Raw genomic sequence first — 26,996 nt, forward strand, 5'->3', positions numbered from 1 at the left:
GAGGACACGGATTTAAAGTGAACGACCTGTCGGTTATCATAAACCAATTTGTCAGGTATATCCATTCACCTGTTTCTCCGTGTCCTCTGCGTCTTTTATAGTGAGCAAGTTATCGGGATCGTATTTCTCTCCTCATAAACATGATATAAGAAATAGCGAAGCAAATAACCGTTGCCGCAATCAATCCGGTCAGTTGTGGCCATACAACTAAAAGACTTTGTCCCAATGGGAGCGGACTGGGGATAGCTCCCTGTACCTGTTCCATAGTCAATGGCCCCAAACTTCTGACAGAAGGCATCAATAATGTGGTGGTAGCTTCATTAAACAGTTCACTCGGCGCCAAACGCATCAACCCTAGAATAAACTTCTGATAACTGATAATCTGATAAGGTGATGCCATCTGTGACGGACTCAATCCTTTTGCCACCAAATTAACAATCATGGTATAGAATACGCTAAAAAACAGCCAAACGGCCACAGATGCTAATGCAGAAGTCGCTGCCTGACGGAAACGGAGCGAAAACAGAATAGCCAGATTCAACCAGAATGCTACATAAAAGATACTGGTAATAATGAAGAAAACAATTCTCCAAAACTCTTCTGCCGTAGGAGGAATGCCAATAGCAATCAGCCCACATCCCATCACCAGAAAGCCCAATACAAACAACATGATACCTATCACAATCAAAGCAGCCACAAACTTCGCATTGATAATGCAATCGCGATGAATAGGCTGGGACAGCATACGGCTCAATGTTCCTTTATTTTGTTCGGAATTGACTGCATCAAATCCCAAAGCGATTCCCAATAGGGGCCCTAAGAAGTTAATAAACAGCACAAAAGAGGGGAGAGTCCCATCTGAAACCGTAAACAACTTCAAGAAAAGAAACGAACCGTCCGGATCATTAGGTTTGATGGCTTCACTAATATTGGTGAGTGCTGTATATAGCGACCCCATACAGGTAAGTGCTATAATACCTATTAGTATAATAAAACGCCAACTTTTGACATGATCGGAAATTTCCTTGTTGACGATAACCCAAAAAGGATGATTGACTTTATTCATGTCTTTCTCCTCCTTCCTCAAAATAATGGTTATAAATATCAGACAATTCCTGCTTCTTATCTTTCAATTCTGCCATATCAATCAAAGCAAGTAATTGGCCATTACTGAACAAACCTACCCGGTCGCACACTTTCTGTACCTGATCCAGATGATGGGAAGAGAAAAGTACAGTCAGTCCCTCTTCTTTACTCAACCAGCGAATCAGTTCGATAAATTCCTGAACACCTGCAGGGTCAATCCCTGAAGTCGGCTCATCGAGAATAATAATCTCCGGATTTTTAATAAGTACATCAGCCAATCCCAACCGCTGTCTCATACCACGAGAGTATTTCCCGGTCTTTTTGGCTAACTGATCTTCAAGGCCTACCCGCTTCATCAGTTCCATAGCCTTGGTTTTTGCCTCTTTATCAGAAATACCATTTAATCGCGCTGTATAGATCAAATTCTCCGGTCCTGTCATATCATCATAGAATCCTACATCTTCTGGCAAATACCCAATTTTCCTTTTTACCTCAATGGGGTGTGTAGTAGAATTGATTCCACAAATTTCAACTGTTCCCGAAGTAGGCTCTGTCAATCCCAACATCATTAAGATAGTAGTTGATTTTCCAGCGCCATTCGGTCCCAGCAATCCGAAAATTTCTCCTTTCCGGATATTCAGGCGAATATGATCTACAGCAGTGAAATTACCGTATTGTTTGGTCAAATCGGTAAGTACGATCACTTGTTCGCCCATAATTTACCTCCTTCCATATTTACGGAACAGATAGTAAACCACGCCGATGGTGGCAATAATGATAAGAACGCCTACCCATCCCCATATCATCGGAGTTTTTACTGCAACTCTGAACTGCGCATCGGCATTTACTTCAGGAGTTTTTGCCATGATGGTAGTCACATAGTCGCCTGGCAATGCTTTTTTAGAAGCTTTCAAAGTAGCCATAACCGTTGATGTCTCTCCGGCTTTTAGTGCATCGATTTTTGAAGGTTCGAAAGTTACTTCCCAGTCAGCAGGTTTATTGGCAGACAGCTGAATATCTTTCAGTAATGAAGAGCCTGTGTTTCTGACTTCCAGTTCTATTTTCTTTATATCACCTGCTGTGACATCTGTACTCAATAACCCACGGGGAGTAGTCAGTTCCATTTGATAAGAGCCGGTAACAACCACTTCCAGTTCCAATTCAGCGGAAGTGGTACCTGTAGCGGCACGTACCGGAATTTTGTAACTGCCGGCTTCTACATTGGCAGGAGGAGTAATATCTATACTTACATTTTGAGTACTGTTGGCTTCCACTTGTGCAGAAGTGGCTTGCTTATAATTAGGTTTAAAAACTACATTCCAACCTCTGGGTGCATTAGCCATCAAAGCATATAGCTGCTGGTCGGCAGTCTGATTCTTTAAAGTGGCGCTGAAAGTGAAGGTTGATTTAGAATTTCCCTGCATGTTGGGTTGGTCGGTAGTAAATTCAGTCTGGTATGTTCCTTTTTGAGCAACCACCACATCCAATGGAAGTTTGGCGTTTCCGGCATATACCACAAAGTGATAATTACCTTTATTCACCTTTAATGGGACTTCGACTTTTAAATTGAAAGTCTTTTTCTCTTTGGGAAGTACCGATAGTTGGCTAAGGCTCCAGCCACCGGATTTCATTTCGTGTTTCCAACTGGCGGACAATCCGCTGACAGAAAGATTCGCATTCGTCAACTGGTCTGTGTTGTTGATAAGATCAATACTGTAGTCAATTGACGCTCCGGGAGATACGGAGATTTTTGTGTAAGGTGTGTACAGAATCACGCTCTTAGGTATTGAATCATTGGCGTGCGTGTAACTCATAGGGATCATCCCCAATAGAATAGCTAATAATAAAAAATAATTTGTTCTCATAGTCATACAAAAGTTCTTATGGTTGTTTAATATGAATATTGTCAAATTTGTGTGTGCAAAAATAAACGATGTATCTATTAGTAGTTTTAAAAGAATCCTAAAGAATCTAATTTCAGGAAGAAATTATAGTGACACTATCCCTATAGGATGGTGACGGTATCCTTTATATATAGTGATGCTATGTTAACCGGATAGCGTCACTATATTTTTTCGATTTTTTTTCGGAAATTCTCAAAATTCCCAAATCTTTTCAGATTCTCCTCTCATCTTTGCATTATCAAATTAATAATAATAGTAAAAACCAATATTAAAAAAACAACGATTATGAAAAAGTTAGTATTCTTATTAGTGTGTCTTTTCACTTTGCAAACAGTAGCTCGTGCAGATGACGACAAACCAATCCAGGTAACTCAAATGCCACAACCGGCACAGCAGTTTATCAAACAGCATTTTGCCGACAGCAAAGTAGCATTAGCCAAAATGGAGAGTGATTTCTTTTATAAAAGTTATGAAGTGATTTTCACGAATGGCGATAAAGTGGAGTTTGACAACAAAGGCAACTGGGAAGAAGTGAACTGCAAATATAGTTTTGTACCTACAGCAATTATTCCGGCAGCTATTCAGAAATACGTAACGACCAATTATCCTGATGCTAAAATTCTAAAAATTGAGAGAGATAAGAAAGATTATGAAGTAAAACTGTCCAACCGTACGGAACTGAAGTTTGACCTGAAATTTAATTTGATTGATATTGATTTCTAAACCTATTTAAATTGAACAAAGATGAAGCTAAAGATTTATACACTTTTACTGGCACTAAGCGTCGCATGGAGTCTACAAAGTTGCGACAACGATGACGATGGTTCAATAGCTGTTCCTGCCGAACTTCAAAGTGCATTCTCATCCAAATTCCCTAATGCTGCAAATGTGAAGTGGGAAACTAAGTCCGGATATTATGTAGCAGATTTCTATGACGGATATGAAGCATCTGCATGGTTCACCCAAGATGGTAAATGGCAAATGACAGAAACGGACATTCCTTACAATGCATTACCACAAGCAGTAAAAACGTCTTTTGAGAGCAGCGAATATGCCTCATGGAAGCGGGATGATATAGACAAACTGGAACGGACAGGCGTTGAAACTGTTTTCGTAATTGAAGTCGAAAAGCAGAATCAGGAGGTAGATTTGTATTATTCTGCTGATGGAACTCTGATTAAAAGCATTGTAGACACTGATAATGATAACACCGAACATCTTCCTGTACAATTGACTGAAGCTATGAAAAACTTCATCAATGAAAAGTATCCGAATGCAAGAATCATGGAAGTAGACGTTGAGGATGATAGGAATGATTGGGATTTCGGATATACAGAGGTAGATATCATTCATAATGGAATCTCAAAAGATGTATTGTTCAACCAGACTGGAAATTGGTATTCTACTTCATGGGAAATACGTCAGAATGAATTGCCTGAAGCAGTAAACAATACTCTCAATAATCAATATGGAGAATATCGTTTTGACGAAGCGGAGTATATTGAAAAAGCAGATGGTAGCATATATTATCGAATTGAACTTGAGAAGGGGAATGTAGATAAAGTAGTAAACATAGGCGAGAACGGTACTGTCCTTTCATAGGTCAAAGTGTATAATTCTGAAACCTAATTCTCACAAACAACAAACGATGACATAATTCCTGATGGATATGTCATCGTTTATTATTTTTTACTATTCTTGTGCACGTTTTCTTTTCACCGCCGATTTAGCAGTTTTATCAGTGATGCTGTCTGTTTGTTGCGGTTTCACCTTTTCAGTTTCTTCCCGTTTCCGCTTATTGCGTAACCGCCATTTATTCCAGAAATATAGATCACTCCATTTATTGAAATCCTTTTTATACATAATACCTACACCTTGCGTAGTCAAATTTGTTTTTGTGTAATAACGGTCATTTGTCTCATTATAAGCCTTCAAACGGATATCTCCCGAACGGGTAATCAGCCATTCTGCTTCAAAGTCTCCTACAAAGTTAGTATTAGCCATCGGATTATCCCGATAACCGAAGTTTCCGTTTATCAATAAACGGTTATTCAATAATTGTCCCGACAAGATACCTTCTACTTCCATATCTGTCCAACCCTTATCACCCGTACTCAAATTCGTACCGATATTCCAGTTATTCGTTTCAAAGACCTGTGAAAGTGCATTGTTCAACTGGCCGGAAAGAGTAGATGAGAGCACCGATGACATCACATTCGAATTCTGATTATTATTACGGGCATCTTCCGTATAGAACTTGCCAATACCCAACAAATAAAGAATCTGCATATTCATTTGCTCTTCCGTACTGATATAATTACGTACCAATGTTTGTATTTCATCTCTTTCATTCGGAAGCTCAATACCCAGTTTGATAGTCGGTCGTACCAGCATACCACTTAGATTCATGATACAATTTACACGCACATTGGGTTGTTGTATAATAGCCGAAGCATCCGGTATCAAATCATTCAAAGAGGCAGAGTTCACTGTATATGAAGCTTGTATGTCCATATTAGCATCCAAAGGTGCACCATTGAACGTTATTGTACTTCCATCTTTGATAATAAAGTCTTTACGGATCACTTCCTGCAAACTAAATTTATATACTCCTTGATTGATCCGGTAATTACCGAACATTTTCACATCGCCCTTATTATAAAATTCCGTCCGGATATTTCCCGTACCTTTTCCGCTGATATAATCTCCGGCAATAGGGTCCATAATGATTCGCATGGTGGCATCGGGAGTTGCATCCACCAGAATATTCAAACGGATATCCGTTTTCTGCTCTTCCTCCTCCTGGCGTTTTTGCTGTATTTGTTCGTAATATGAGATTACTTGAACAGAATCCTGGATAGTACGGCGAGGTGTTTTATCTACAAATTTGATAAACTGATTGCTAGTAGCCGATGCTACACTACCATTAATATAGGTAAAGGTAGTATTTCGATTTGTAGTCATGGCCACATTTACGTCGAGCCCCTGTATGGCGTTTCCAGAGAGCAATACATTCCCGGTACCATATACCGTACCATAGAAAGGCATATCTGTCGATTCTTTTGTGTTCATCACAAGCATATTATTTGCCTGTATCTCGAAACGATAGTTTAGGTTCTTAAAATGCTGGAAATGCAAATATCCATTCATTCTCCCCGAATGCCCTTCCATATCAGAGATATGTATATTATTGAATGTCAATCCGGTAGGAGCCAGATGAATAGTATCTTTTACTGCAAAATGCGTGTTTAAAATATCAAAATTCATAGATGCGTCTGTCATAACTGCACCATCCAGGTTCAATCCTTTAAATTTTCCATAGAAATGTACTTTTCCTGTTCCTCGCCCTTTAATATCATTGGCAATAGACTTCATATAATGTTCGAGGAATTTCAGATTCAATTCATTTGCTTCAATATTTAAATCAAGTCCGCTCTCGGGTTTTAATGGATAAATAATACCCGTGACACGCGACGGAGAAGGAGATATATCCTGAATGGATGCATCCAACCGGATACCTCTGTTTTCATTATCCCACTCACCATATATATCCAGTTCACCCAAACGACCGTGATTGAGTGAGAAATTCTTTATAAATAAACGGGTATTCATGATAGGCTTTTTAAGCACTCCGCTTGCATAAGCCGTTCCTGTTGCATCGCCCTCAAAATTTACATCGTCGGATATACTTGCAATATCAAATACATATCCCATATTTATATCCTTTAGATCAACCTTTACAGTATCTTTAGGATTCTCGGAAAGCCGGCCGTTAATACGTACATATCTATCCTGATGACTAAAGTAGAAGTTATTCACATCCACTCGTCCGGAATCGACCACCACCTGCGAAGAATGTATCTTCCAAAGAGTATCATTTAAAATAACGTCAGTAGGTTTCACATCCACCATCGCTTTCAACAATGACTTTTCTCCGCTTGTACGTAGAAATTTGGCAACAGCTGCTAATTTCCCGCTATATGTTGCTGCAGCATTATTTCCCCAATCCAAAGTCGTACTGACATTGTCATCTTTAGCTTGTGCATCCAGAGATAGATTGACTGCCCCTTTCTTTTTCAAATTAGTCAGACGAACCCGTGCACGAATATGATCTGCCGGATTCTCGCACAGAATCATGCCTGACTCAATAAAGTTATTCTTATATTGCAGACGGGGAAAATATCCCTCTACACGCAAGCGTTGTAAAGCATCATTAAAATATCCCTTCAACGTAGAATGAGTATACACCGTTAACGGTATATCAAATATCGTAGATAAAATGTCCGTATTATATATATGTATATCAAACAAAAAGTTATTATGGGTTTCAATCGGCTTCTTGGGAGGTAATATCAAAGACGGCACATATTTCCGCATAATATTCAGAATACTGGCAGGTAATGTGTGATATTGGAATTTTCCCTCTATGCTTGCTTTCAGGAATTCAGAAGTCAATCTAAGCTGATTTTCTCCATTTTGTTTGGTTGCCCGGATATTCATATTCTGCATGAAATATGCTTTATCCGGAGCTGTAAATTCCAAGCTATCCACATTGATTTCTCCAATCATCTCATCCACTGATCCACCTGTAAAATTAGCTTTCAGTTTTAAAGAGAACTCTGCATCAGGATATTTGGTCGTAAGATTCAAGTCATGTGGGCGTACTTTATTGACTACTGCAAGAAAATTAAAAGTAGGAACTTTGGATGCAACATTTACGTCTCCATTCAGATAAATAGAGCCATTAGGATCATCCAACGCTATCTTTCCATTAAATCCGCCTTGTTTGTATTCTCCGTCCAGTGTGATATTCTCATATCTATATCTGCTATAATCTATCGAAGCAATCAGTCCTTTCAACTCTACGGCAGGCAAGTGGTCAGCAATATGCCGGCCATGTACATCCAGATTGAAAGTAATTTCTCCCAACTCCTCATTATCCAATAATTTACCTAGTTGAAAGTCCTCTGTTTTGACAGCTCCGGAATACGCAAATAATCCTTTTGTCTTATCAGAACTCAATTTTAAGTCGGTCTTTACATTTCCAAGACTCGTTTGTAATTGCCCATAAGTAACTAAGTCCGTGAAGTATCCCGAAATTTCTCCCTGGAAACTCACGTTTCCCAAACGTTCGAGAAGAGGAGGAACTCCATTATAATTATGGCTCAAATTACGCACTAAAAAACCGACTCCACGCGTATTGGCCGAAAGTTCGGAAAGAGTTCCATATACATACGCATCTTGTGGACGCGATAAGTCCTGAAGCGATACATCTCCTCGCAGACGGAACTGACGGTCATCGGCTGTAATCTCCAGATGCGAACAAGTCAACTGATCCACAGTTCCCTTCACCTCCATGTCCAACGTCACCGGTTCCTTAAAATGCGAGAGGATAGGGACAAAAGGGGAAATATCTTTTAAAGTAACTTGCGATGGCAAAGTACGGAAAGAGAAATGCACCTGTTCTGTAAAACGGTCAAAAGCTTTCAAACTATCATACTCCAAATGAATAGTATCGAGCTTGAGAGAGGTTTCGGGCAATTCTATTGTAAAATTATCAATGTTTGTCTGCTTGTTATTGGCAACCAGTTTCAAACTCATTTTTTTCAAAGAGAAGCCGGATGCTTTTTCATCAAGGCTCAATCGCTTGATCCCTAAATTCAAAGAGTCCTTACTTAATGCCTTCAGCGATATATTAGCGATGATATTTTGAAGCTGAATATGCTTAGCGTTAAATTTCCCCGGTGTTTCTTCTTCCGACAACACATGATAAGACATCCTTCCACGACGAATCAGGATGGAATTAATACGCAAATCAAGAGAGTTTTCTTTCTTCACGGTATCTTTGGAAGCAAAAGCATCCAAAACAAACTTAAAATTAGGAGGGGAATCCGGAGTCTCTTTCCGGAGATTGATATTAAATCCGAAAAGCTGGACACTGCTAATGGATATCTTTCCTTTAAAAAAAGGCATAATATCGAACTTGGCAGACAAACGTGTGACTTTGAGCATTTCCTGACCACTCTGATCGTCAAGCAATACATCATCAATAATAATACGGTTCAATAGACCGATATTAATTCTACCAATTACTACCTTTGTATTTAAAACTTCGGAAAGTTCTTCAGCTACAAATACACTCATTGCTTGCTGAATGTTTGGTATATTCAGCAAAACAATAGTCCCGATATATACTCCCAGTACAATACCTACTACCCAGCGTACAGTCTTTTTCAGCGTTCTGATATGCGATAACTTTTATTTTGCGAACAAAAATATAAAATAGTTCGTTACGAATCGTAGTTTTATGATTACTTTTGCACCGTTTAATAGTTTAAATACTTATGAGTGCAATAATTTTAGGAATTGAATCCTCCTGTGACGATACGTCGGCAGCCGTAATCAAGGATGGTTATTTGCTGTCAAATGTGGTATCAAGTCAAGCCGTACATGAAGCATACGGCGGAGTAGTACCCGAATTGGCTTCACGGGCACACCAACAAAACATCGTACCGGTAGTACATGAAGCATTAAAACGTGCCGGCGTCACCAAAGAAGAGTTGAGCGCAGTAGCTTTCACTCGCGGACCGGGATTGATGGGGTCTTTGCTTGTTGGAGTCTCCTTTGCAAAAGGATTCGCTCGTTCTTTAAACATTCCAATGATTGATGTTAATCATTTGACCGGACATGTTTTAGCTCATTTTATTAAAGCAGAAGGAGAAGAGGAGAGGCAACCTGTTTACCCATTTCTCTGTTTGCTGGTATCCGGAGGAAATTCACAAATCATACTGGTCAAAGCCTATAATGATATGGAGATTCTTGGACAGACTATTGACGATGCCGCAGGTGAAGCTATTGATAAATGCTCTAAGGTGATGGGACTTGGTTATCCCGGCGGACCGATCATTGACAAACTGGCTCGTCAGGGAAATCCGAAAGCTTTTACATTCAGCAAACCGCATATCCCTGGTCTGGATTACAGTTTCAGTGGATTGAAAACTTCCTTTTTATATTCATTACGCGACTGGTTAAAGGAAGATCCCGATTTCATAGAGCACCATAAAGTAGATCTTGCAGCATCATTGGAGGCTACTGTAGTGGATATTCTGATGGATAAATTACGAAAAGCCGCTAAAGAGTATAAGATTAATGAAATAGCTGTGGCCGGAGGAGTTTCTGCAAATAATGGATTGCGTAATGCTTTCCGGGAACATGCCGAGAAATATGGCTGGAACATTTTTATCCCTAAATTCAGTTATACGACTGATAATGCAGCCATGATCGCCATTACCGGATATTTCAAATATCTGGATAAGGACTTTTGTTCTATTGATCTTCCGGCTTATTCTCGTGTGACGTTATAATTGGGTATACCTTATTATATATAATAGGATAAAAACTAAGAAGTATGTTTGCCGAAATAATAACCATTGGCGACGAACTGTTGATAGGACAGGTTGTCGACACTAATTCAGCCTGGATGGGGCAAGAATTAAATAAAATAGGCATCGAGGTTCTTCGTATTGTTTCAATCCGTGATCGGGAAAAGGAAATCTTGGAAGCGATTGATAATGCGATGGAAAGGGTGAATATTGTTTTAGTAACCGGAGGACTCGGACCTACCAAAGACGATATCACCAAACAAACTTTATGCAAATACTTTCATACGGAACTGGTTTTCAGTGAAGAAGTATTCGAAAACGTAAAACGGGTACTGGCAGGGAAAATCCCAATGAATGCACTCAACAAAAGCCAGGCAATGGTTCCGAAAGATTGTACTGTGATAAATAATCCTGTAGGAAGTGCTTCTGTCAGCTGGTTCGAAAGAGATGAAAAGGTACTTGTTTCCATGCCGGGCGTTCCGCAAGAGATGACTGCCGTAATGACAGAAAGTGTATTACCTAAACTGCACGAGAGATTTCAAACGGATGTGATTATGCATCAAACATTTCTTGTACAACACTATCCGGAATCCGTATTGGCAGAAAAACTGGAACCGTGGGAGAGTGCTCTGCCGGAATGTATCAAATTGGCATATTTACCTAAGCTGGGGATTATTCGTCTTAGACTGACAGGGCGCGGACAAAACAGGGAAGAAGTAAAAGTTCTTCTTGAACGTGAAAAGGTAAAATTAGAGGAAATACTTGGTGAAGACATTTTCAGTGAAGAAGATACGCCTTTGGAAGTTATAGTCGGTGAACTTTTAAAAAAGAAGAAATTGACCGTTTCCACCGCAGAAAGTTGTACAGGAGGCAGTATTGCCGCACGTTTGACCTCCATTGCCGGTAGTTCTGAATATTTTAACGGAAGCGTAGTAGCCTATTCAAATGAAGTAAAAATGGGACTTTTACACGTTTCCTCCGAGACATTGGAGCAACATGGGGCCGTCAGCGAAGAAACTGTGATTGAAATGGTAAAAGGTGCGATGAAAGCACTAAAAACCGATTGCGCCGTTGCTACTTCAGGGATAGCAGGCCCTGGAGGGGGTACTCCCGAGAAGCCGGTGGGAACTGTTTGGATAGCTGCTGGTTATAAAAACGAAATTCGTACTTACAAACAGGAAACGAACCGCGGAAGAAGCATGAATATCGAAAGAGCAGGCAATAATGCACTATTAATGCTCTGTGATTTACTCAAATAAAGAAAAATAGGTGCCTGGAAGTGAATTATTTTAGGAAATTCTTGTTTTATACGGATAAAAGTGCTTACTTTGCGTCCTGTTTGAAAGAAGTATAGATATAAAACTATAAAAATAAGATAGAAATGTCGAAGATTTGTCAAATTACCGGAAAGAAAGCCATGATTGGCAACAATGTTTCACACTCAAAGAGAAGAACTAAAAGAACCTTTGATTTGAACTTGTTTAACAAAAAGTTCTATTATGTAGAACAAGATTGTTGGATCAGCCTTAGCATTTGTGCTAACGGGTTGCGTATTATCAACAAAAAAGGACTGGATGCTGCGCTGACTGAAGCAGTGGCTAAAGGTTATTGTGATTGGAAAAGCATTAAAGTAATCGGCTAAACGTAGAGGAGAAAACTTACAATGGCAAAGAAAGCAAAAGGTAACAGAGTGCAAGTGATTCTGGAATGTACAGAACACAAAGACAGTGGAATGCCGGGAACATCTCGTTATATCACAACTAAGAATAGAAAGAATACTACAGAAAGACTTGAGTTGAAAAAATACAACCCGATTCTGAAGAGAGTAACAGTACACAAGGAAATTAAATAATAAAGTAGTATAACCCATGGCAAAGAAAACAGTAGCAAGTTTGCACGAAGGTTCTAAAGAAGGTCGTGCTTATACCAAGGTTATCAAAATGGTAAAATCTCCGAAAACTGGAGCATACGTTTTTGATGAACAAATGGTTCCTAATGAAAAAGTACAAGACTTTTTCAAAAAATAATCGAAATAGCATATACGCTATAACTGCAAAATCCTCTCATTGGCGAACAATGAGGGGATTTTTTATTGCTTCTTTTTTTACTTTTCCAATCCTTTGTTATATCTTTGTAGCAAATGTATTATACAAACAAGTGTAAATATGGGATTTTTTAGTTTTTTTTCAAAGGAGAAGAAGGAAACTTTAGATAAAGGATTATCTAAAACCAAAGAGAGCGTATTCAGTAAAATAGCTCGTGCTGTGGCTGGCAAGTCAAAAGTAGACGATGAAGTATTAGATAATCTGGAAGAAGTACTGATTACATCTGACGTAGGTGTAGAAACAACTTTAAATATTATCAAGCGCATCGAAAAACGTGCTGCTGCAGATAAGTATGTAAATACTCAGGAACTGAATCTTATATTACGTGACGAAATAGCAGCTTTGCTTACTGAAAATAATTCGGATGATGTAGCTGATTTCGACGTACTCATCGCAAGAAAACCTTATGTCATTATGGTTGTGGGAGTAAATGGGGTAGGTAAAACTACAACCATTGGTAAACTGGCTTATCAATTCAAGAAAGCAGGTAAATCCGTTTACTTGGGAGCCGCTGACACTTTCCGCGCTGCAGCTGTGGAACAGCTAATGATTTGGGGAGAGCGGGTAGGAGTTCCCGTAGTTAAACAGAAAATGGGAGCAGATCCCGCATCTGTGGCTTATGACACTCTTAGTTCGGCCGTTGCCAATAACGCAGATGTGGTTATTATTGATACAGCCGGTCGTCTGCATAATAAGGTAGGCTTAATGAACGAACTGACCAAAATTAAGAATGTGATGAAAAAGGTAGTGCCTGATGCACCGGATGAAGTTTTATTGGTACTGGACGGTTCCACCGGACAAAATGCATTTGAGCAAGCCAAACAATTTACTTTGGCGACGGAAGTTACCGCTATGGCCATCACTAAGCTTGATGGAACCGCCAAAGGTGGTGTTGTGATTGGTATTTCCGATCAATTCAAGATTCCTGTTAAGTATATCGGACTAGGCGAAGGCATGGAAGACCTGCAGGTATTCCGTAAAAATGAATTCGTTGATTCCTTGTTTGGAGAAAATGCATGAAAAGAAAAACAATAGATATTATTACTTTAGGATGTTCTAAAAATCTGGTTGACTCCGAGCAGCTAATGCGCCAATTGGAGGAAGTCGGATACAGCATAACTCATGACACTGAAAATCCGCAAGGGGAAATTGCGGTAATCAATACATGTGGGTTCATTGGTGATGCCAAAGAAGAATCCATTAATATGATTCTGGAGTTCGCTGAAAGAAAAGAAGAAGGGGATTTAAAGAAACTTTTCGTGATGGGTTGTCTTTCCGAACGCTATCTCAAGGAATTAGCTGTTGAGATACCGCAGGTAGACAAATTTTACGGGAAGTTTAATTGGAAGGAGCTTTTGCAGGACTTGGGAAAGGTCTATCACGATGAATTATATATCGAACGGACATTGACAACTCCCCAGCATTATGCTTACCTGAAAATTTCAGAAGGATGTGATCGTAAATGTTCTTATTGTGCTATTCCCATTATTACAGGACACCATATTTCCAAGCCAATAGAAGAAATTCTGGACGAAGTACGATACCTGGTATCGCAAGGCGTGAAGGAATTTCAGGTGATCGCACAAGAATTGACTTATTATGGGATCGACCGGTATAAGAAACAAATGCTTCCGGAATTGATTGAGCGTATTTCTGATATCCCCGGGGTGGAATGGATTCGCTTGCATTATGCTTATCCAGCACATTTTCCAACAGATTTATTCCGGGTTATGCGCGAACGTGACAATGTATGCAAATACATGGACATTGCCCTTCAGCACATCAGTGACAATATGTTGAAGTTAATGCGCCGACAAGTGAGCAAAGAGGATACTTACCAATTGATCGAACAATTCCGTAAAGAAGTGCCGGGTATTCACCTGAGGACGACTTTAATGGTAGGACATCCCGGAGAAACAGAGGAAGACTTCGAAGATCTCAAAGAATTTGTACGTAAAGTACGTTTTGATCGAATGGGTGCTTTCGCATATTCCGAAGAAGAAGGGACTTATGCTGCAGAAACATACGAAGATTCTATTCCACAAGAGGTTAAACAAGCCCGACTTGATGAATTGATGGATATCCAGCAAGGTATTTCGGCAGAGTTAAGTGCAGAAAAGATCGGCAAACAGATGAAAGTTATCATCGATCGCCTAGAAGGAGATTATTATATCGGACGGACAGAATTTGATTCACCGGAAGTAGATCCGGAAGTATTGATTGATCGTTCAGAGAGAGAACTTAAGATCGGACAGTTTTATCAGGTAGAAGTGGTGAATGCGGACGATTTTGATTTATATGCAAAGATTATAAATGACTATGAATAATAAGGAATTTACATCCGAACTAGCGGAAAGATTGGGATACACAATCAAGGATACTTCCGAATTGATGAATTCTTTGTTGTCCAGTATGACACAAGAATTGGAAGAAGGTAATGTGATTGCAATTCAAGGATTCGGTTCTTTTGAAGTGAAAAAGAAAGCGGAACGGATTTCAATCAACCCGGCAAGCAAACAACGCATGCTGGTTCCACCTAAATTGGTATTATCGTATAGACCTAGCAATACATTGAAAGATAAGTTTAAATAAATATTTCCCGTTATGAATGAAAGACTAACAATTCAAGACCTTACTGACTTATTGGCAGCCAAACATAGCATGACCAAGAAAGACGCCGAAGCGTTTGTTAAAGAGTTTTTCCTCTTGATAGAACAAGCCTTGGAGAACGAAAAGACTGTAAAAATCAAAGGATTGGGAACTTTCAAACTTATTGATGTAGATAGCCGGGAAAGTGTCAATGTCAACACAGGAGAGCGTTTCCAGATAAAAGGACATACGAAAGTCTCATTTTCTCCGGATGCAAATCTAAGGGATACGATAAATAAACCTTTTGCACACTTTGAGACTGTTGTATTGAATGAAAATACAATTCTGGAAGATACTCCGATAGAAGAGACTGAGGAAGAAGAAACAGGAGAGGAAGCGTCAGCACAGGCAGTCTTGAATGAGATAGGTGATGACTCTGAAACTACTGTGATAGAAGAAAATGAAGGTACTGATGATGGTCTTTCGGAAGAAGAGCCGATTCAGGAAGAGCAAATAGCCAGTCAGCCACTTGTGGAAGAGTCCATTGAAGAACCTGCTATTACTGAGGAATCTGCAATAGCACAGGAATCGACAGAACAGACGTCTCCTAAAGAGCCCGAAGAAGCCATTACAGAGACTGATATCGAAGAAAAGGTAGAACAGCTGGAAGATGAAGAGGTTCCGGAAGAGGAAATGATAATCGATGAGCAGCAAGCAGCATCTATTGAAGAAGAAAAAGAAGAGATCACTGCCGAAAAGATTATAGAACAAGAGCTTCTAAAAGCAAATCTACAACCTGTGACTCCCATAGTGCCTCCTGCTGAAAAAGAAACGATAAAACCGGTCCAACTGGAACAAGTATCCCAACCGGTTTCTAAAAAGACAGCCCCAGTGAAGGAAAAATCTCCTGTACCTTATTTAATAGCTGTTATTGTAGTCGTTTTGTTATTATGCGGAGGTGTCATTCTTTTTATTTATTATCCGGATTTATTCTCTTCTTCATCTGACAAGAATGCACTGGATATGCCGCCTGTGACCACTCAACCCGTTCAACCGGAAGCACAGCTTTCTGATACGATTGCACATAAGGATACCACAAAGGTAATAACGCCTGATGTATCCAAAGTCGCTACCACGACACAACCGGTTGCCAAAAAAGAAGAAGCTATTCCTGTCAAAGCAGAACCTCAAACGGTTACACAACAACCTGCTACTTCTGCCTATCTGGATTCAGCATCTTATAAGATTACAGGAACCAAGACAAAATATACAATCAAAGAAGGAGAAACTTTGACTAGGGTTTCCTTGCGTTTTTATGGTACAAAGGCAATGTGGCCATACATTGTGAAACACAATCCGAAGGTTATTAAGAACCCCAACAATGTACCGTATGGCACAACTATTGAAATACCGGAACTTACAAAAGAATAAGTAGTTATAATCCATTCACCCGACCATGCAAATCCTGTATTGGTCGGGTGAAGTGTTATGGATGTACAAAAGCGTATGAAAGTACCTTAATCTAAAGATTTCGCATTGTTTTTTAATAAAAATTAGTTGCAATCGTTAATTATATGGCGTACTTTTGGGGCAAAATAAAAAGCCTTATGACACAGGCAAGGCTTACATAAAATTAATGGGATTTAAATAATAAAATATTAAGTATTTATGGCTGAATCAATTGATATCCGCGAGCTAAATGAGCGGATTGAAAGACAAAGTGCTTTCGTTACCAATCTTACGACAGGTATGGACCAAATCATTGTTGGTCAGAAACATTTGGTTGAATCACTGCTTATCGGATTACTTTCCGATGGCCACGTCCTCTTGGAAGGTGTGCCTGGTTTGGCGAAAACTTTGGCTATTAAGACACTCGCTTCTCTGATTGATGCGAAATATAGCCGTATCCAGTTTACGCCGGACTTATTGCCTGCAGACGTTATCGGTACAATGGTTTACAGTCAGAAAGATGAATCTTTTAAAGTGCAGCGCGGACCTATTTTCGCAAACTTTGTATTAGCTGATGAAATTAACCGTGCTCCTGCAAAAGTACAAAGTGCTTTGCTGGAAGCAATGCAGGAACGTCAGGTTACTATTGGTAAAGAAACATTCATGTTACCGGAACCTTTCCTTGTATTGGCAACTCAGAACCCTATCGAACAGGAAGGTACTTATCCGCTTCCTGAAGCACAGGTTGACCGTTTCATGCTGAAAGTAGTCATTGATTATCCGAAGTTGGAAGAAGAAAAATTGATTATTCGTCAGAATATCAATGGTGAGAAGTTCAATGTGAAACCTATTCTAAGAGCGGATGAAATTATTGAAGCACGTAAGGTTGTTCGTCAAGTCTATCTGGATGAGAAGATCGAGCGTTATATTGTAGATATCGTATTTGCAACTCGTTTCCCAGAAAAATATGACCTCAAGGAACTGAAAGATATGATCGGATTCGGAGGTTCACCTCGTGCGTCTATCAATCTGGCTTTAGCTGCTCGTACGTATGCATTCATCAAACGTCGCGGCTATGTTATTCCGGAAGATGTACGTGCTGTAGCACATGATGTTCTTCGTCACCGTATCGGATTGACATACGAAGCTGAAGCTAACAACATGACTTCGGACGAAATCATCAGTAAGATTCTGAATAAGGTTGAAGTGCCCTAATTTGTAGTTATAATACAGTCAATAAGTAGTCATAAGTATCTATGCATGACTACTTAACTACCTACTAATTAACTACTGTATAAATGGAAACAAGTGAAATACTAAAAAAAGTTCGCCAAATTGAAATAAAGACACGAGGATTGTCTAACAATATCTTTGCAGGCCAGTATCATTCGGCTTTCAAAGGTAGGGGTATGTCATTTTCGGAAGTCCGTGAATATCAATTCGGTGATGATATACGTGACATAGACTGGAATGTGACTGCGCGCTTCAATAAACCTTATGTGAAAGTGTTTGAAGAAGAACGTGAACTGACAGTTATGTTAATGGTTGATGTTTCCGGAAGTTTGGAATTTGGTACGATCAAGCAGTTAAAGAAAGATATGGTGACGGAAATCGCTGCTACTCTTGCTTTCTCTGCCATCCAGAATAATGATAAAATAGGTGTGATTTTCTTTTCAGACCGGATAGAGAAGTTTATTCCTCCCAAGAAAGGACGTAAACATATCTTATATATTATCCGTGAATTGATTGATTTCCAACCGGAAAGCCGTCGCACAAATATTCGTCTTGCCTTGGAATATTTGACAAACGTAATGAAAAGACGTTGCACTGCATTTATCTTATCAGATTTTATTGACCAGGAAAGCTTTAAGAATGCGCTGACCATTGCTAACAGGAAACATGATGTAGTAGCATTGCAAGTATACGACAGGAGAGTCAGTGATCTCCCTCCAGTAGGACTGATGCGAATCAAAGATGCAGAAACTGGACATGAACAATGGATTGACACCTCTTCCAAAGCTGTACGCCGGGCACATCGCGACTGGTGGATACAAAAGCAGACTGAACTGAACGATACTTTTACCAAAAGCAACGTAGATGCTGTATCCGTCAGAACCGATCAGGATTACGTAAAGGCATTGTTGAATTTATTTGCCAAACGAAATTAATGGAATCAAAGATGAATAGAAATATTATTCTGATAGCATTATTAGGTCTATTGTTTGTCAGTAAAGCAGTAGCACAGTCTGTTACAGTAGAAGCAAAAATTGATTCACTGCAGATACTGATCGGCGAACAGGCGAAAGTGCAATTGCAAGTAGCCATGGATGCCAAACAGCGTGCTATTTTTCCTGCTTACACTGATACACTGATAAGAGGTGTGGAAATTATAGAAACAGTCAAACCAGATACACAATTCCTGAATGATCGTCAGCGGATGGTGATTACGCAGGAGTACATTATCACTTCTTTTGACTCTGCTCTATATTATCTGCCGCCAATGCCGGTTACCGTAGATGGGAAAGTGTACAACTCCAAAGCTTTGGCATTAAAAGTATATTCAATGCCGGTTGACACCTTACATCCGGACCAGTTCTTCGGACAAAAACCTGTGATGAAAGCTCCTTTCGCATGGGAAGACTGGTATGGATTGATCGCTTGTTCATTCTTGGCTTTACCTTTGCTTGGCCTGCTGATCTATCTGATTGTTCGTATACGTGATAATAAACCGATTATCCGTAAAATTAAAGTTGAACCTAAATTGCCGCCACATCAGGCTGCAATGAAAGAGATAGAACGTATCAAGACAGAGAAGGTATGGCAGAAAGGGCAATCGAAGGAGTACTATACCGAACTTACCGATGCTATTCGTACATATATTAAGGACCGTTTCGGATTTAATGCATTGGAAATGACTTCTTCTGAAATAATCGATCAGTTACTGGAAATGAATGATAAAGAAGCCATATCAGACCTAAAACTATTGTTCCAGACTGCTGATTTAGTGAAGTTCGCCAAACATAATCCTCAGATGAATGAGAACGATGCCAATTTGATTAATGCCATTGATTTTATCAATGAGACCAAGCAACCGGAAGAGGAAAATCAGAAGCCGCAACCAACGGAAATCACAATCATTGAGAAACGCTCTTTACGTGTTAAAGCCATGCTGATTTGTGGAATTGCATTGTTATCAGCAGCATTGATCGGTACCTTTATATATATAGGTCTACAGTTATACAATCTTTTTGTATAAAGGATGTATAGCTTAATACTAAATAGTAAACTGTTAAATCATAAATAAAATGGTTTTTGCCAATATTGAATATCTGTTTTTGCTATTATTGCTTATACCGTATATTGTATGGTATATCCTCAAGCAAAAGAAAAGTGAAGCAACTCTTCAAATTTCAGATGCCCGGGTATATGCACATACACCTAAAAGTTATAAGAATTATTTGTTGCATGTTCCATTTCTATTACGCTGCCTTGCTTTAGTACTGGTTATTTTGGTTCTTGCACGCCCGCAAACTACTAATAAGTGGCAGAACAGTGAGATAGAAGGAATTGATATTATGCTGGCTATCGACGTTTCTACCAGTATGCTGGCTGAAGACTTGAAGCCGAACAGACTGGAAGCTGCTAAAGACGTAGCTGCAAAGTTTATCAATGGACGTCCCAATGATAATATCGGTATTACATTATTTGCAGGAGAAACTTTCACCCAATGTCCGTTGACTGTAGACCATGCTGTATTGTTGGATATGATACATAATATCAAATGTGGTCTTATCACTGACGGTACTGCTGTCGGTATGGGTATTGCAAATGCTGTAACCCGCTTAAAAGATAGCAAAGCGAAATCCAAAGTTATTATCCTATTGACGGATGGTACTAATAACAAGGGAGATATTTCGCCTATGACAGCGGCAGAAATAGCAAAAAGCTTCGGTATTCGTGTATATACCATCGGAGTAGGTACCAATGGAATGGCTCCTTATCCTTATCCAGTCGGAAATACAGTGCAATATGTAAGTATGCCGGTAGAAATTGATGAAAAGACATTGACAGAGATCGCCGGAACGACAGATGGTAACTATTTCCGGGCTACGAGCAACTCGAAGCTTAAAGAAGTATATGAAGAAATTGATAAACTGGAAAAGACGAAACTGAATGTAAAAGAGTATAGTAAGCGGGACGAAGAATATCATTGGTTTGCTTTAGCAGCTTTCCTCTGTGTCTTGTTGGAAGTACTATTACGTAATTCGGTACTCAAGAAAATTCCATAAGGATGTTTGTCAATCGTTATTTGCCAATCATAAAATAGTAAGAAGATGTTTCGATTTGGAGAACCTACATATTTATATTTATTGCTGCTATTACCTTTTTTAGCAGCTTTCTACTTGTATTCCAATTACAAGAGGAGAAAGAATATCCGACGTTTCGGAGATCCGACTTTGTTGGCTCAGTTAATGCCTGACGTATCCAAATATCGTCCGGATGTAAAATTCTGGATTATTTTTGTTGCTATTGGTTTGTTCTCCGTATTACTGGCACGCCCTCAATTCGGTTCAAAACTGGAAACGGTTAAACGCAAGGGAGTAGAGGTAATTATTGCTTTGGACATTTCAAACTCTATGTTAGCGCAGGATGTACAGCCTAGCCGTTTAGAAAAAGCAAAAAGATTAATATCCAGATTAGTAGATGAGCTTGATAATGATAAGGTAGGTATGATTGTATTTGCCGGTGACGCTTTTACACAGCTGCCAATTACAAGTGACTATATTTCTGCTAAGATGTTCTTAGAATCCATTAGTCCTTCGTTGATTTCTAAACAGGGTACAGCTATTGGGGAAGCAATCAATCTGGCAGCCCGTAGTTTCACCCCGCAAGAAGGGGTAGGACGGGCCATTATTGTTATTACTGATGGTGAAAATCATGAAGGTGGTGCAGTAGAAGCTGCCAAAGCTGCGGCAGAAAAGGGTATTCAAGTAAGTGTATTGGGAGTAGGTATGCCTGATGGCGCTCCAATACCGGTGGAAGGAACGAATGATTACCGCCGCGACCGGGAAGGTAATGTGATTGTTACCCGTTTGAATGAAGCTATGTGTCAGGAAATTGCAAAAGAAGGAAAAGGTATATATGTACGAGTAGATAATTCTAATTCAGCCCAAAAGGCCATCAATCAAGAAGTGAATAAAATGGCGAAATCTGATGTAGAGTCGAAAGTATATACGGAGTTTAACGAACAATTCCAGGCTATTGCATGGGTTATTCTACTATTGTTATTGGCAGAAATCTTAATTCTGGATCGCAAAAATCCTTTATTTAAGAACATTCACCTGTTTTCTAATAAGAAATAGTTATACGTATGTTAAAAAGTAAATATATTCTATTCGCTGTATTTCTGTTAGCGGCAGCTGGTGTATCGGCTCAGAAAGCAGAACGCGACTATATCCGTAAGGGAAACCGTCTGTTTAATGATAGCGTATTTGTTGATGCAGAGGTGAACTACCGGAAGGCCTTGGAAGCTAATCCCAAGTCTACGGTATCCATGTATAATCTGGGAAATACCCTTTCGCAACAGCAAAAGTTTCAGGATGCCATGGAACAATATGTATCGGCCAGCAAAATAGAAAAAGATAAAATGAAACTCGCCCATATTTATCACAATATGGGGGTAATTTTCCAGGCTGGTAAAGACTATGCCAAAGCTGTAGATGCATATAAAATGTCACTGCGTAATAATCCTACCGATCATGAAACCCGGTACAATTTGGCTCTTGCACAGAAAATGCTGAAAGACCAACAAAATCAGCAGAATCAAGATCAAAATCAGGACCAAAACAAAGATCAGCAAAAACAAGATCAGAAACAGGACCAGAATAAAGACAAACAGAAGGATCAGAAACAAGATGAAAAGAAAGATCAGCAGCAACCACCGAAATCTGAAAAGAAACAAGATAATCAGATGTCAAAGGAAAATGCTGAACAATTACTGAATTCTGTCATGCAGGACGAGAAAGATGTGCAGGATAAAGTGAAGAAGCAACAAAAAGTTATGCAAGGCGGTCGCTTGGAAAAAGATTGGTAATATAAAGTTGATGATATAAATTTCATAAGCAATGAAAAAACTGATTATTATATTGATGGCATTGATAGCATATAGCACTCATGTGTTTGCTGATAAGGTGTCTTTTACTGCTTCTGCTCCTGATGCAGTGGTAGTAGGCGAACAATTCAGGCTGTCGTATATTGTAACTACACAAAAAGTGAAAGATTTTCGGGCACCATCAATCAAAGGTTTTGATGTATTGATGGGTCCAAGCCGATCACAACAAAGTAGTACTCAAATAGTGAATGGTAATGTTACATCTACTAGCAGTATTACATTTACATACATATTAATGGCTAATAATGCCGGAGAATACACAATACCCGGTGCCTCCATTGTTGCCGATGGTGACCAAATGGTGTCAAACTCAGTAAAGATTAAAGTATTGCCACAAGATCAAGGTGGCAATAGCGGACAAAATAATAGTAGTAGTGGTTCTATACATTCCTCATCTGGTACAAGTGTCTCTAATCAGGACCTTTTTATTATGGCAAGTGCCAGTAAAACAAATGTGTATGAACAGGAGGCTTTTGTCCTAACCTATAAAATATACACCAGAGAATCCAACTTACAACTTAATAATGCGAAATTGCCCGACTTTAAAGGTTTCCATTCTCAAGAAATAGAAATGACAACCAATGCAAGATGGACTCCGGAGCATTATCAGGGACGTAATTACTATACAACGGTTTATCGCCAGTTTGTTCTCTTCCCGCAACAATCAGGAAAGTTATATATTGATCCGGCACAGTTCCAGATGACTATCGGAAAACCTGTGCAATCAGATGATCCTTTTGATGCCTTCTTCAATGGAGGAAGTAATGTCATTGAAATTAAAAAAAATATTTCCACTCCTAAGATAGCAATCAATGTCAATCCGCTTCCTACAGGTAAACCTGCAGATTTTTCAGGTGGAGTGGGAGAGTTCAATATATCTTCTTCTATCAACAGTAAGGAACTGAAAACCAATGATGCTATTACTATTAAACTGGTAATATCCGGTACAGGTAACCTGAAGTTGATTTCTAATCCGGAAATTAAATTCCCGGATGATTTTGAAGTATATGATCCCAAAGTAGACAATCAAGTCAGATTAACCCGGGAAGGACTCACAGGCAATAAAGTTATTGAATATTTGGCAATTCCGAGACATGCCGGAACATATAAGATTCCGGGAGTATCTTTCAGCTATTTTGATATTCGCTCCAAGTCTTATAAAACACTGAAAACAGAAGATTATGTAGTAGATGTTGAGAAAGGTGCAGGTAATGCGGATCAAGTAATTGCTAACTTCACGAATAAAGAGGACTTGAAAGTATTAGGTGAAGACATCCGTTATATCAAACAGAATGAAGTTACTCTCCAACCTAAAGGAAGTTTCTTCTATGGTTCAATGACATATTGGTTGTTCTATATCATTCCGGCTCTTGCCTTTATTATTTTCTTTATTATTTATCGTAAGCAAGCTGCTGAAAATGCAAATGTTGCTAAAATGCGTACGAAGAAAGCAAATAAAGTGGCAACGAAGCGTATGAAGCTTGCAGGAAAATTACTCTCCGAAAATAAAAAAGATGCTTTCTACGATGAGGTATTAAAGGCATTGTGGGGATATATAAGTGACAAACTGAATATTCCGGTATCTCGTTTATCTAAAGATAATATTGAAGAGAAACTAAGAAATCACGGAGTAAATGAGGAACTAATCAAAGAATTCCTGAATGCATTGAATGATTGTGAATTTGCCCGGTTTGCTCCAGGTGATGAGAATCAAGCTATGGATAAAGTTTATTCTTCTTCAATAGAAGTAATAAGCAAAATGGAGAATTCAATAAAACATTAACCCAGAAGAGATTATGTCATGAAAAAGATATTATTTTTTATATTATTATCAATGTCGCTTACTTGTTTCGGACAAGATTCGTTAAGCATTGATACTAGACAAACGAATGGAGTTGATTCTATCCACGCTTCGCATACCACATTTTCCAGTAATACACTGGAAGATGCAACAAAAGCTGAAGGAGATTCCGCATATATAAAAGAAGATTATGCAGCAGCTATTCAGATATATGAAGCATTACTGAAAAATGGAGAAGCTGCCGACGTCTATTACAATCTGGGAAATAGTTATTATAAAATAGGGGAGATAGCGAAAGCTGTTTTAAATTATGAGCGTGCTCTGCTATTACAACCAGGAAATGGTGACATCCGTGCTAATCTTGAAGTGGCACGTGCAAAAACAATAGACAAGGTTGAACCTGTTCCTGAAGTATTCTTTGTTTCATGGATCAAATCTCTGACAAATAGTATGAGTGTAGATGCATGGGCCACATGGGGTATTGTCTCCTTTATTCTATTGATTATCGCTCTCTATTTCTTTATATTCTCCAAACAGATTATGTTAAAGAAAATAGGATTCATATCAGGAATCATTTTGCTGATTGTCACCGTTTGCTCTAATCTTTTTGCTTCGCAACAAAAAGAGCATTTGATTAATCGAAGTGAGGCGATAGTAATGAATCCGAGTGTAACAGTACGGAGTACTCCAAGCGAGAGTGGAACTAGCTTGTTTATTCTCCATGAAGGGAGAAAGGTAAGTGTCAAAGACAACTCTATGAAAGAATGGAAAGAAATTCGACTGGAAGATGGAAAAGTCGGGTGGGTACCAGCTTCTGCTATCGAGGTGATATAAAGGTCATTAATAGATTTTATATATTCAAGAAAAAAAGATAAGCAAATAATTTGTTTTATCTTTTTTTTTGCTTAAGTTTATAGCGTGATAAAAAAATCACATAGTATTAACCATTAAATTTATGAGACATGAGAACAATAACGTTTAATGAACTTCGTAAAATTAAAGATTCATTGCCTAGCGGTAGCATGCATAGAATAGCAGACGAACTTGGTTTGCACGTAGATACAGTGCGAAACTTCTTCGGAGGACACAATTTCAAGGAGGGAAAAAGCGTCGGAATACATCTTGAGCCCGGTCCAGATGGTGGGCTTGTAATGTTGGATGACACGACCGTTCTTGATCGGGCTTTAAAAATCCTAGATGAATTGAATATGAGTATGCAAAAAGAACAGGCTACCGAATCTGTGCAAGTTTAAAATATAACAAACTGAATCCCAATTGAATCAAACAATTGGGATTTCTTATTTGTTTTCACCTTATAAAATGTACATTTATGGAAGACAAATTAGTAACCCTGGCCATTCTGACATACACCAAAGCGCAGATCTTAAAGAATGTCTTGGAAAATGAAGGTATAGAAACCTACATTCATAACGTTAATCAAATACAACCGGTTGTTTCATCGGGAGTGCGTTTACGAATTAAAGAAAGCGATCTGCCACGTGCTTTGAAAATAACAGAAAGTTCTACATGGCTGTCTGAAAGTATAGTGGGAGAGAAGGAGCCCAAAGTAAAAGATAAATCAAATAAGATTTTAATTCCCGTCGACTTCTCTAATTATTCGATGAAAGCATGTGAATTTGCATTCAACCTGGCAAAAACAGAAAATGCAGAAGTCATCCTGTTGCATGTCTATTTCACGCCTATTTATGCATCGTCGTTGCCTTATGGGGATGTTTTCAATTACCAGATTGGAGATGAAGAATCTGTAAAAACGATTATCCAAAAAGTCCATTCTGATCTCAATGCTTTATCAGAGAAGATAAAAGAAAAAGTTGCATCAGGCGAATTTCCCAACGTTAAATATAGCTGCATCTTACGTGAAGGTATTCCAGAGGAGGAAATCTTAAGATATGCTAAAGAACAGCGTCCTATGGTTATCATTATGGGTACCCGAGGCAAAAATCAGAAAGACATTGATTTAATTGGTAGTGTAACCGCTGAAGTTATTGACAGGAGTCGCACGGCTGTATTGGCTATTCCGGAAAATACACCATTTAAACAGTTTAGTGAAGCAAAACGGATTGCCTTTATTACCAATTTTGATCAAAGAGATCTAATTGCTTTCGAGGCATTCTTTAATACTTGGAAATCATTCCATTTTTCTGTATCTTTGATACACCTTACAGATTCTAAAGATACCTGGAATGAAATAAAACTAGCAGGTATAAAAGAATATTTTCACAAGCAATATCCGGGGCTTGAAATTCATTATGACGTAGTGATGAATGATAATTTATTAAAAGGACTTGATCAGTATATCAAAGATAATCATATAGATATAATCACTTTGACTTCTTACAAAAGGAATATATTTGCTCGATTATTTAATCCAAGTATTGCCAGAAAAATGATTTTTCATTCAGATACACCATTGCTTGTTATTAACAGCTGATCAAATCAGGCAAAAAATGAGCATCCAAGATAAGGGAATAATAAGTATTATGTTTA

Annotated in this window: 25 protein-coding genes; 21 read left to right on the forward strand and 4 right to left on the reverse strand. The window is 38.8% G+C overall.

Features of this window, described 5'->3' with window-relative positions; translation table 11 throughout:
• Window positions 1-109: 109 nt before the first annotated feature.
• From H8796_RS18045 to H8796_RS18055, 3 genes are read right to left on the reverse strand one after another with little or no spacing between them, the layout of a single operon-like run.
• Window positions 110-1,066 (reverse strand): ABC transporter permease, encoded by a 957-nt coding sequence (locus H8796_RS18045; protein ID WP_004295992.1) that lies wholly within the window; start codon window positions 1,064-1,066, stop codon window positions 110-112.
• Complete coding sequence (locus H8796_RS18050; protein ID WP_004295990.1) at window positions 1,059-1,802, reverse strand: ABC transporter ATP-binding protein; 744 nt, start codon at window positions 1,800-1,802, stop codon at window positions 1,059-1,061. The genes H8796_RS18045 and H8796_RS18050 overlap by 8 nt, the downstream gene beginning before the upstream one ends.
• A gap of 3 nt (window positions 1,803-1,805) precedes the next feature.
• Entirely contained in the window at window positions 1,806-2,957 is a 1,152-nt protein-coding gene (locus H8796_RS18055) for an NEW3 domain-containing protein (RefSeq protein WP_117933775.1), read from the reverse strand.
• Between the two features lie 318 nt (window positions 2,958-3,275).
• Between H8796_RS18055 and H8796_RS18060 the strand changes: the two genes are divergently transcribed.
• Window positions 3,276-3,713 carry a PepSY-like domain-containing protein gene (locus tag H8796_RS18060; protein WP_117933777.1) on the forward strand — a complete coding sequence of 146 codons (438 nt, stop codon included), beginning with the start codon at window positions 3,276-3,278 and terminating at the stop codon, window positions 3,711-3,713.
• 21 nt (window positions 3,714-3,734) lie between these two features.
• A complete protein-coding gene (locus tag H8796_RS18065; RefSeq protein ID WP_117933779.1) occupies window positions 3,735-4,592 on the forward strand; it encodes a PepSY-like domain-containing protein in 858 nt (285 codons plus the stop codon).
• Between the two features lie 90 nt (window positions 4,593-4,682).
• Here the strand turns inward: H8796_RS18065 and H8796_RS18070 are convergent, their stop codons facing one another.
• The gene (locus H8796_RS18070; protein WP_117933781.1) at window positions 4,683-9,134 is read right to left on the reverse strand and encodes a translocation/assembly module TamB domain-containing protein; all 4,452 of its coding nucleotides are present in this window, start codon (window positions 9,132-9,134) and stop codon (window positions 4,683-4,685) included.
• Window positions 9,135-9,334: 200 nt separating this feature from the next.
• Between H8796_RS18070 and tsaD the strand changes: the two genes are divergently transcribed.
• The 19 genes from tsaD (at window position 9,335) to H8796_RS18165 (ending at window position 26,940) form a co-directional block, all read left to right on the forward strand.
• Window positions 9,335-10,354: a tRNA (adenosine(37)-N6)-threonylcarbamoyltransferase complex transferase subunit TsaD gene (tsaD, locus tag H8796_RS18075; protein ID WP_004306076.1), complete on the forward strand. Its 1,020-nt coding sequence runs from the start codon at window positions 9,335-9,337 to the stop codon at window positions 10,352-10,354.
• Between the two features lie 44 nt (window positions 10,355-10,398).
• The gene (locus H8796_RS18080; protein WP_117933783.1) at window positions 10,399-11,631 is read left to right on the forward strand and encodes a competence/damage-inducible protein A; all 1,233 of its coding nucleotides are present in this window, start codon (window positions 10,399-10,401) and stop codon (window positions 11,629-11,631) included.
• Window positions 11,632-11,753: 122 nt separating this feature from the next.
• Window positions 11,754-12,014, forward strand: a complete 261-nt coding sequence (rpmB, locus tag H8796_RS18085) for a 50S ribosomal protein L28 (RefSeq protein WP_004295983.1) — start codon at window positions 11,754-11,756, stop codon at window positions 12,012-12,014.
• Between the two features lie 21 nt (window positions 12,015-12,035).
• Window positions 12,036-12,224, forward strand: a complete 189-nt coding sequence (gene rpmG / locus H8796_RS18090) for a 50S ribosomal protein L33 (RefSeq protein ID WP_002560155.1) — start codon at window positions 12,036-12,038, stop codon at window positions 12,222-12,224.
• 16 nt (window positions 12,225-12,240) lie between these two features.
• Entirely contained in the window at window positions 12,241-12,399 is a 159-nt protein-coding gene (locus tag H8796_RS18095; protein ID WP_004295982.1) for a DUF4295 domain-containing protein, read from the forward strand.
• 138 nt (window positions 12,400-12,537) lie between these two features.
• Window positions 12,538-13,497: a signal recognition particle-docking protein FtsY gene (ftsY, locus tag H8796_RS18100; RefSeq protein WP_117933785.1), complete on the forward strand. Its 960-nt coding sequence runs from the start codon at window positions 12,538-12,540 to the stop codon at window positions 13,495-13,497.
• Window positions 13,494-14,804 carry a 30S ribosomal protein S12 methylthiotransferase RimO gene (rimO, locus tag H8796_RS18105; protein ID WP_117933787.1) on the forward strand — a complete coding sequence of 437 codons (1,311 nt, stop codon included), beginning with the start codon at window positions 13,494-13,496 and terminating at the stop codon, window positions 14,802-14,804. The genes ftsY and rimO overlap by 4 nt, the downstream gene beginning before the upstream one ends.
• Entirely contained in the window at window positions 14,797-15,069 is a 273-nt protein-coding gene (locus H8796_RS18110) for an HU family DNA-binding protein (protein ID WP_004306073.1), read from the forward strand. Before rimO ends, H8796_RS18110 begins: the two co-directional genes overlap by 8 nt.
• A 12-nt stretch (window positions 15,070-15,081) precedes the next feature.
• Window positions 15,082-16,497, forward strand: a complete 1,416-nt coding sequence (locus tag H8796_RS18115; protein ID WP_117933789.1) for an HU family DNA-binding protein — start codon at window positions 15,082-15,084, stop codon at window positions 16,495-16,497.
• A 237-nt stretch (window positions 16,498-16,734) separates the two neighbouring features.
• Window positions 16,735-17,730: a MoxR family ATPase gene (locus tag H8796_RS18120; RefSeq protein WP_004295977.1), complete on the forward strand. Its 996-nt coding sequence runs from the start codon at window positions 16,735-16,737 to the stop codon at window positions 17,728-17,730.
• 83 nt (window positions 17,731-17,813) lie between these two features.
• Window positions 17,814-18,683: a DUF58 domain-containing protein gene (locus H8796_RS18125; protein WP_004295976.1), complete on the forward strand. Its 870-nt coding sequence runs from the start codon at window positions 17,814-17,816 to the stop codon at window positions 18,681-18,683.
• A gap of 11 nt (window positions 18,684-18,694) precedes the next feature.
• Window positions 18,695-19,771, forward strand: a complete 1,077-nt coding sequence (locus H8796_RS18130; protein ID WP_187343848.1) for a hypothetical protein — start codon at window positions 18,695-18,697, stop codon at window positions 19,769-19,771.
• Between the two features lie 49 nt (window positions 19,772-19,820).
• Window positions 19,821-20,804, forward strand: a complete 984-nt coding sequence (locus H8796_RS18135) for a VWA domain-containing protein (protein ID WP_117933793.1) — start codon at window positions 19,821-19,823, stop codon at window positions 20,802-20,804.
• A gap of 45 nt (window positions 20,805-20,849) precedes the next feature.
• Window positions 20,850-21,878, forward strand: a complete 1,029-nt coding sequence (locus H8796_RS18140) for a VWA domain-containing protein (RefSeq protein ID WP_004295973.1) — start codon at window positions 20,850-20,852, stop codon at window positions 21,876-21,878.
• 8 nt (window positions 21,879-21,886) lie between these two features.
• Window positions 21,887-22,609 carry a tetratricopeptide repeat protein gene (locus tag H8796_RS18145; protein WP_004295972.1) on the forward strand — a complete coding sequence of 241 codons (723 nt, stop codon included), beginning with the start codon at window positions 21,887-21,889 and terminating at the stop codon, window positions 22,607-22,609.
• A 31-nt stretch (window positions 22,610-22,640) separates the two neighbouring features.
• Window positions 22,641-24,470: a BatD family protein gene (locus H8796_RS18150; RefSeq protein ID WP_117933795.1), complete on the forward strand. Its 1,830-nt coding sequence runs from the start codon at window positions 22,641-22,643 to the stop codon at window positions 24,468-24,470.
• A gap of 18 nt (window positions 24,471-24,488) precedes the next feature.
• On the forward strand, window positions 24,489-25,322 hold the full coding sequence (locus tag H8796_RS18155; RefSeq protein WP_117933797.1) for a tetratricopeptide repeat protein: 834 nt from the start codon (window positions 24,489-24,491) through the stop codon (window positions 25,320-25,322).
• 128 nt (window positions 25,323-25,450) lie between these two features.
• Window positions 25,451-25,741: a hypothetical protein gene (locus tag H8796_RS18160; protein ID WP_004295969.1), complete on the forward strand. Its 291-nt coding sequence runs from the start codon at window positions 25,451-25,453 to the stop codon at window positions 25,739-25,741.
• Between the two features lie 77 nt (window positions 25,742-25,818).
• Window positions 25,819-26,940, forward strand: a complete 1,122-nt coding sequence (locus tag H8796_RS18165) for a universal stress protein (RefSeq protein ID WP_004306068.1) — start codon at window positions 25,819-25,821, stop codon at window positions 26,938-26,940.
• Window positions 26,941-26,996 lie beyond the last annotated feature (56 nt).

This window comes from Bacteroides sp. M10 (assembly GCF_014334015.1).
Taxonomy (GTDB): Bacteria; Bacteroidota; Bacteroidia; order Bacteroidales; family Bacteroidaceae; genus Bacteroides; species Bacteroides intestinigallinarum.

What these genes read in the sequence shown, in the direction of transcription:
- H8796_RS18160 (WP_004295969.1), top strand. Translation starts at nt 25,451, where the DNA reads ATGAGAACAATAACGTTTAATGAACTTCGTAAAATTAAAGATTCATTG.
- H8796_RS18115 (WP_117933789.1), top strand. Translation starts at nt 15,082, where the DNA reads ATGAATGAAAGACTAACAATTCAAGACCTTACTGACTTATTGGCAGCC.
- H8796_RS18050 (WP_004295990.1), bottom strand. Translation starts at nt 1,802, where the DNA reads ATGGGCGAACAAGTGATCGTACTTACCGATTTGACCAAACAATACGGT.
- H8796_RS18120 (WP_004295977.1), top strand. Translation starts at nt 16,735, where the DNA reads ATGGCTGAATCAATTGATATCCGCGAGCTAAATGAGCGGATTGAAAGA.
- rpmG (WP_002560155.1), top strand. Translation starts at nt 12,036, where the DNA reads ATGGCAAAGAAAGCAAAAGGTAACAGAGTGCAAGTGATTCTGGAATGT.
- H8796_RS18065 (WP_117933779.1), top strand. Translation starts at nt 3,735, where the DNA reads ATGAAGCTAAAGATTTATACACTTTTACTGGCACTAAGCGTCGCATGG.
- H8796_RS18060 (WP_117933777.1), top strand. Translation starts at nt 3,276, where the DNA reads ATGAAAAAGTTAGTATTCTTATTAGTGTGTCTTTTCACTTTGCAAACA.
- H8796_RS18165 (WP_004306068.1), top strand. Translation starts at nt 25,819, where the DNA reads ATGGAAGACAAATTAGTAACCCTGGCCATTCTGACATACACCAAAGCG.
- H8796_RS18045 (WP_004295992.1), bottom strand. Translation starts at nt 1,066, where the DNA reads ATGAATAAAGTCAATCATCCTTTTTGGGTTATCGTCAACAAGGAAATT.
- H8796_RS18135 (WP_117933793.1), top strand. Translation starts at nt 19,821, where the DNA reads ATGGTTTTTGCCAATATTGAATATCTGTTTTTGCTATTATTGCTTATA.
- rimO (WP_117933787.1), top strand. Translation starts at nt 13,494, where the DNA reads ATGAAAAGAAAAACAATAGATATTATTACTTTAGGATGTTCTAAAAAT.
- H8796_RS18150 (WP_117933795.1), top strand. Translation starts at nt 22,641, where the DNA reads ATGAAAAAACTGATTATTATATTGATGGCATTGATAGCATATAGCACT.
- H8796_RS18130 (WP_187343848.1), top strand. Translation starts at nt 18,695, where the DNA reads ATGAATAGAAATATTATTCTGATAGCATTATTAGGTCTATTGTTTGTC.
- H8796_RS18095 (WP_004295982.1), top strand. Translation starts at nt 12,241, where the DNA reads ATGGCAAAGAAAACAGTAGCAAGTTTGCACGAAGGTTCTAAAGAAGGT.
- H8796_RS18140 (WP_004295973.1), top strand. Translation starts at nt 20,850, where the DNA reads ATGTTTCGATTTGGAGAACCTACATATTTATATTTATTGCTGCTATTA.
- H8796_RS18080 (WP_117933783.1), top strand. Translation starts at nt 10,399, where the DNA reads ATGTTTGCCGAAATAATAACCATTGGCGACGAACTGTTGATAGGACAG.
- rpmB (WP_004295983.1), top strand. Translation starts at nt 11,754, where the DNA reads ATGTCGAAGATTTGTCAAATTACCGGAAAGAAAGCCATGATTGGCAAC.
- H8796_RS18070 (WP_117933781.1), bottom strand. Translation starts at nt 9,134, where the DNA reads ATGAGTGTATTTGTAGCTGAAGAACTTTCCGAAGTTTTAAATACAAAG.
- H8796_RS18055 (WP_117933775.1), bottom strand. Translation starts at nt 2,957, where the DNA reads ATGACTATGAGAACAAATTATTTTTTATTATTAGCTATTCTATTGGGG.
- H8796_RS18145 (WP_004295972.1), top strand. Translation starts at nt 21,887, where the DNA reads ATGTTAAAAAGTAAATATATTCTATTCGCTGTATTTCTGTTAGCGGCA.
- tsaD (WP_004306076.1), top strand. Translation starts at nt 9,335, where the DNA reads ATGAGTGCAATAATTTTAGGAATTGAATCCTCCTGTGACGATACGTCG.
- H8796_RS18155 (WP_117933797.1), top strand. Translation starts at nt 24,489, where the DNA reads ATGAAAAAGATATTATTTTTTATATTATTATCAATGTCGCTTACTTGT.
- H8796_RS18125 (WP_004295976.1), top strand. Translation starts at nt 17,814, where the DNA reads ATGGAAACAAGTGAAATACTAAAAAAAGTTCGCCAAATTGAAATAAAG.
- ftsY (WP_117933785.1), top strand. Translation starts at nt 12,538, where the DNA reads ATGGGATTTTTTAGTTTTTTTTCAAAGGAGAAGAAGGAAACTTTAGAT.
- H8796_RS18110 (WP_004306073.1), top strand. Translation starts at nt 14,797, where the DNA reads ATGAATAATAAGGAATTTACATCCGAACTAGCGGAAAGATTGGGATAC.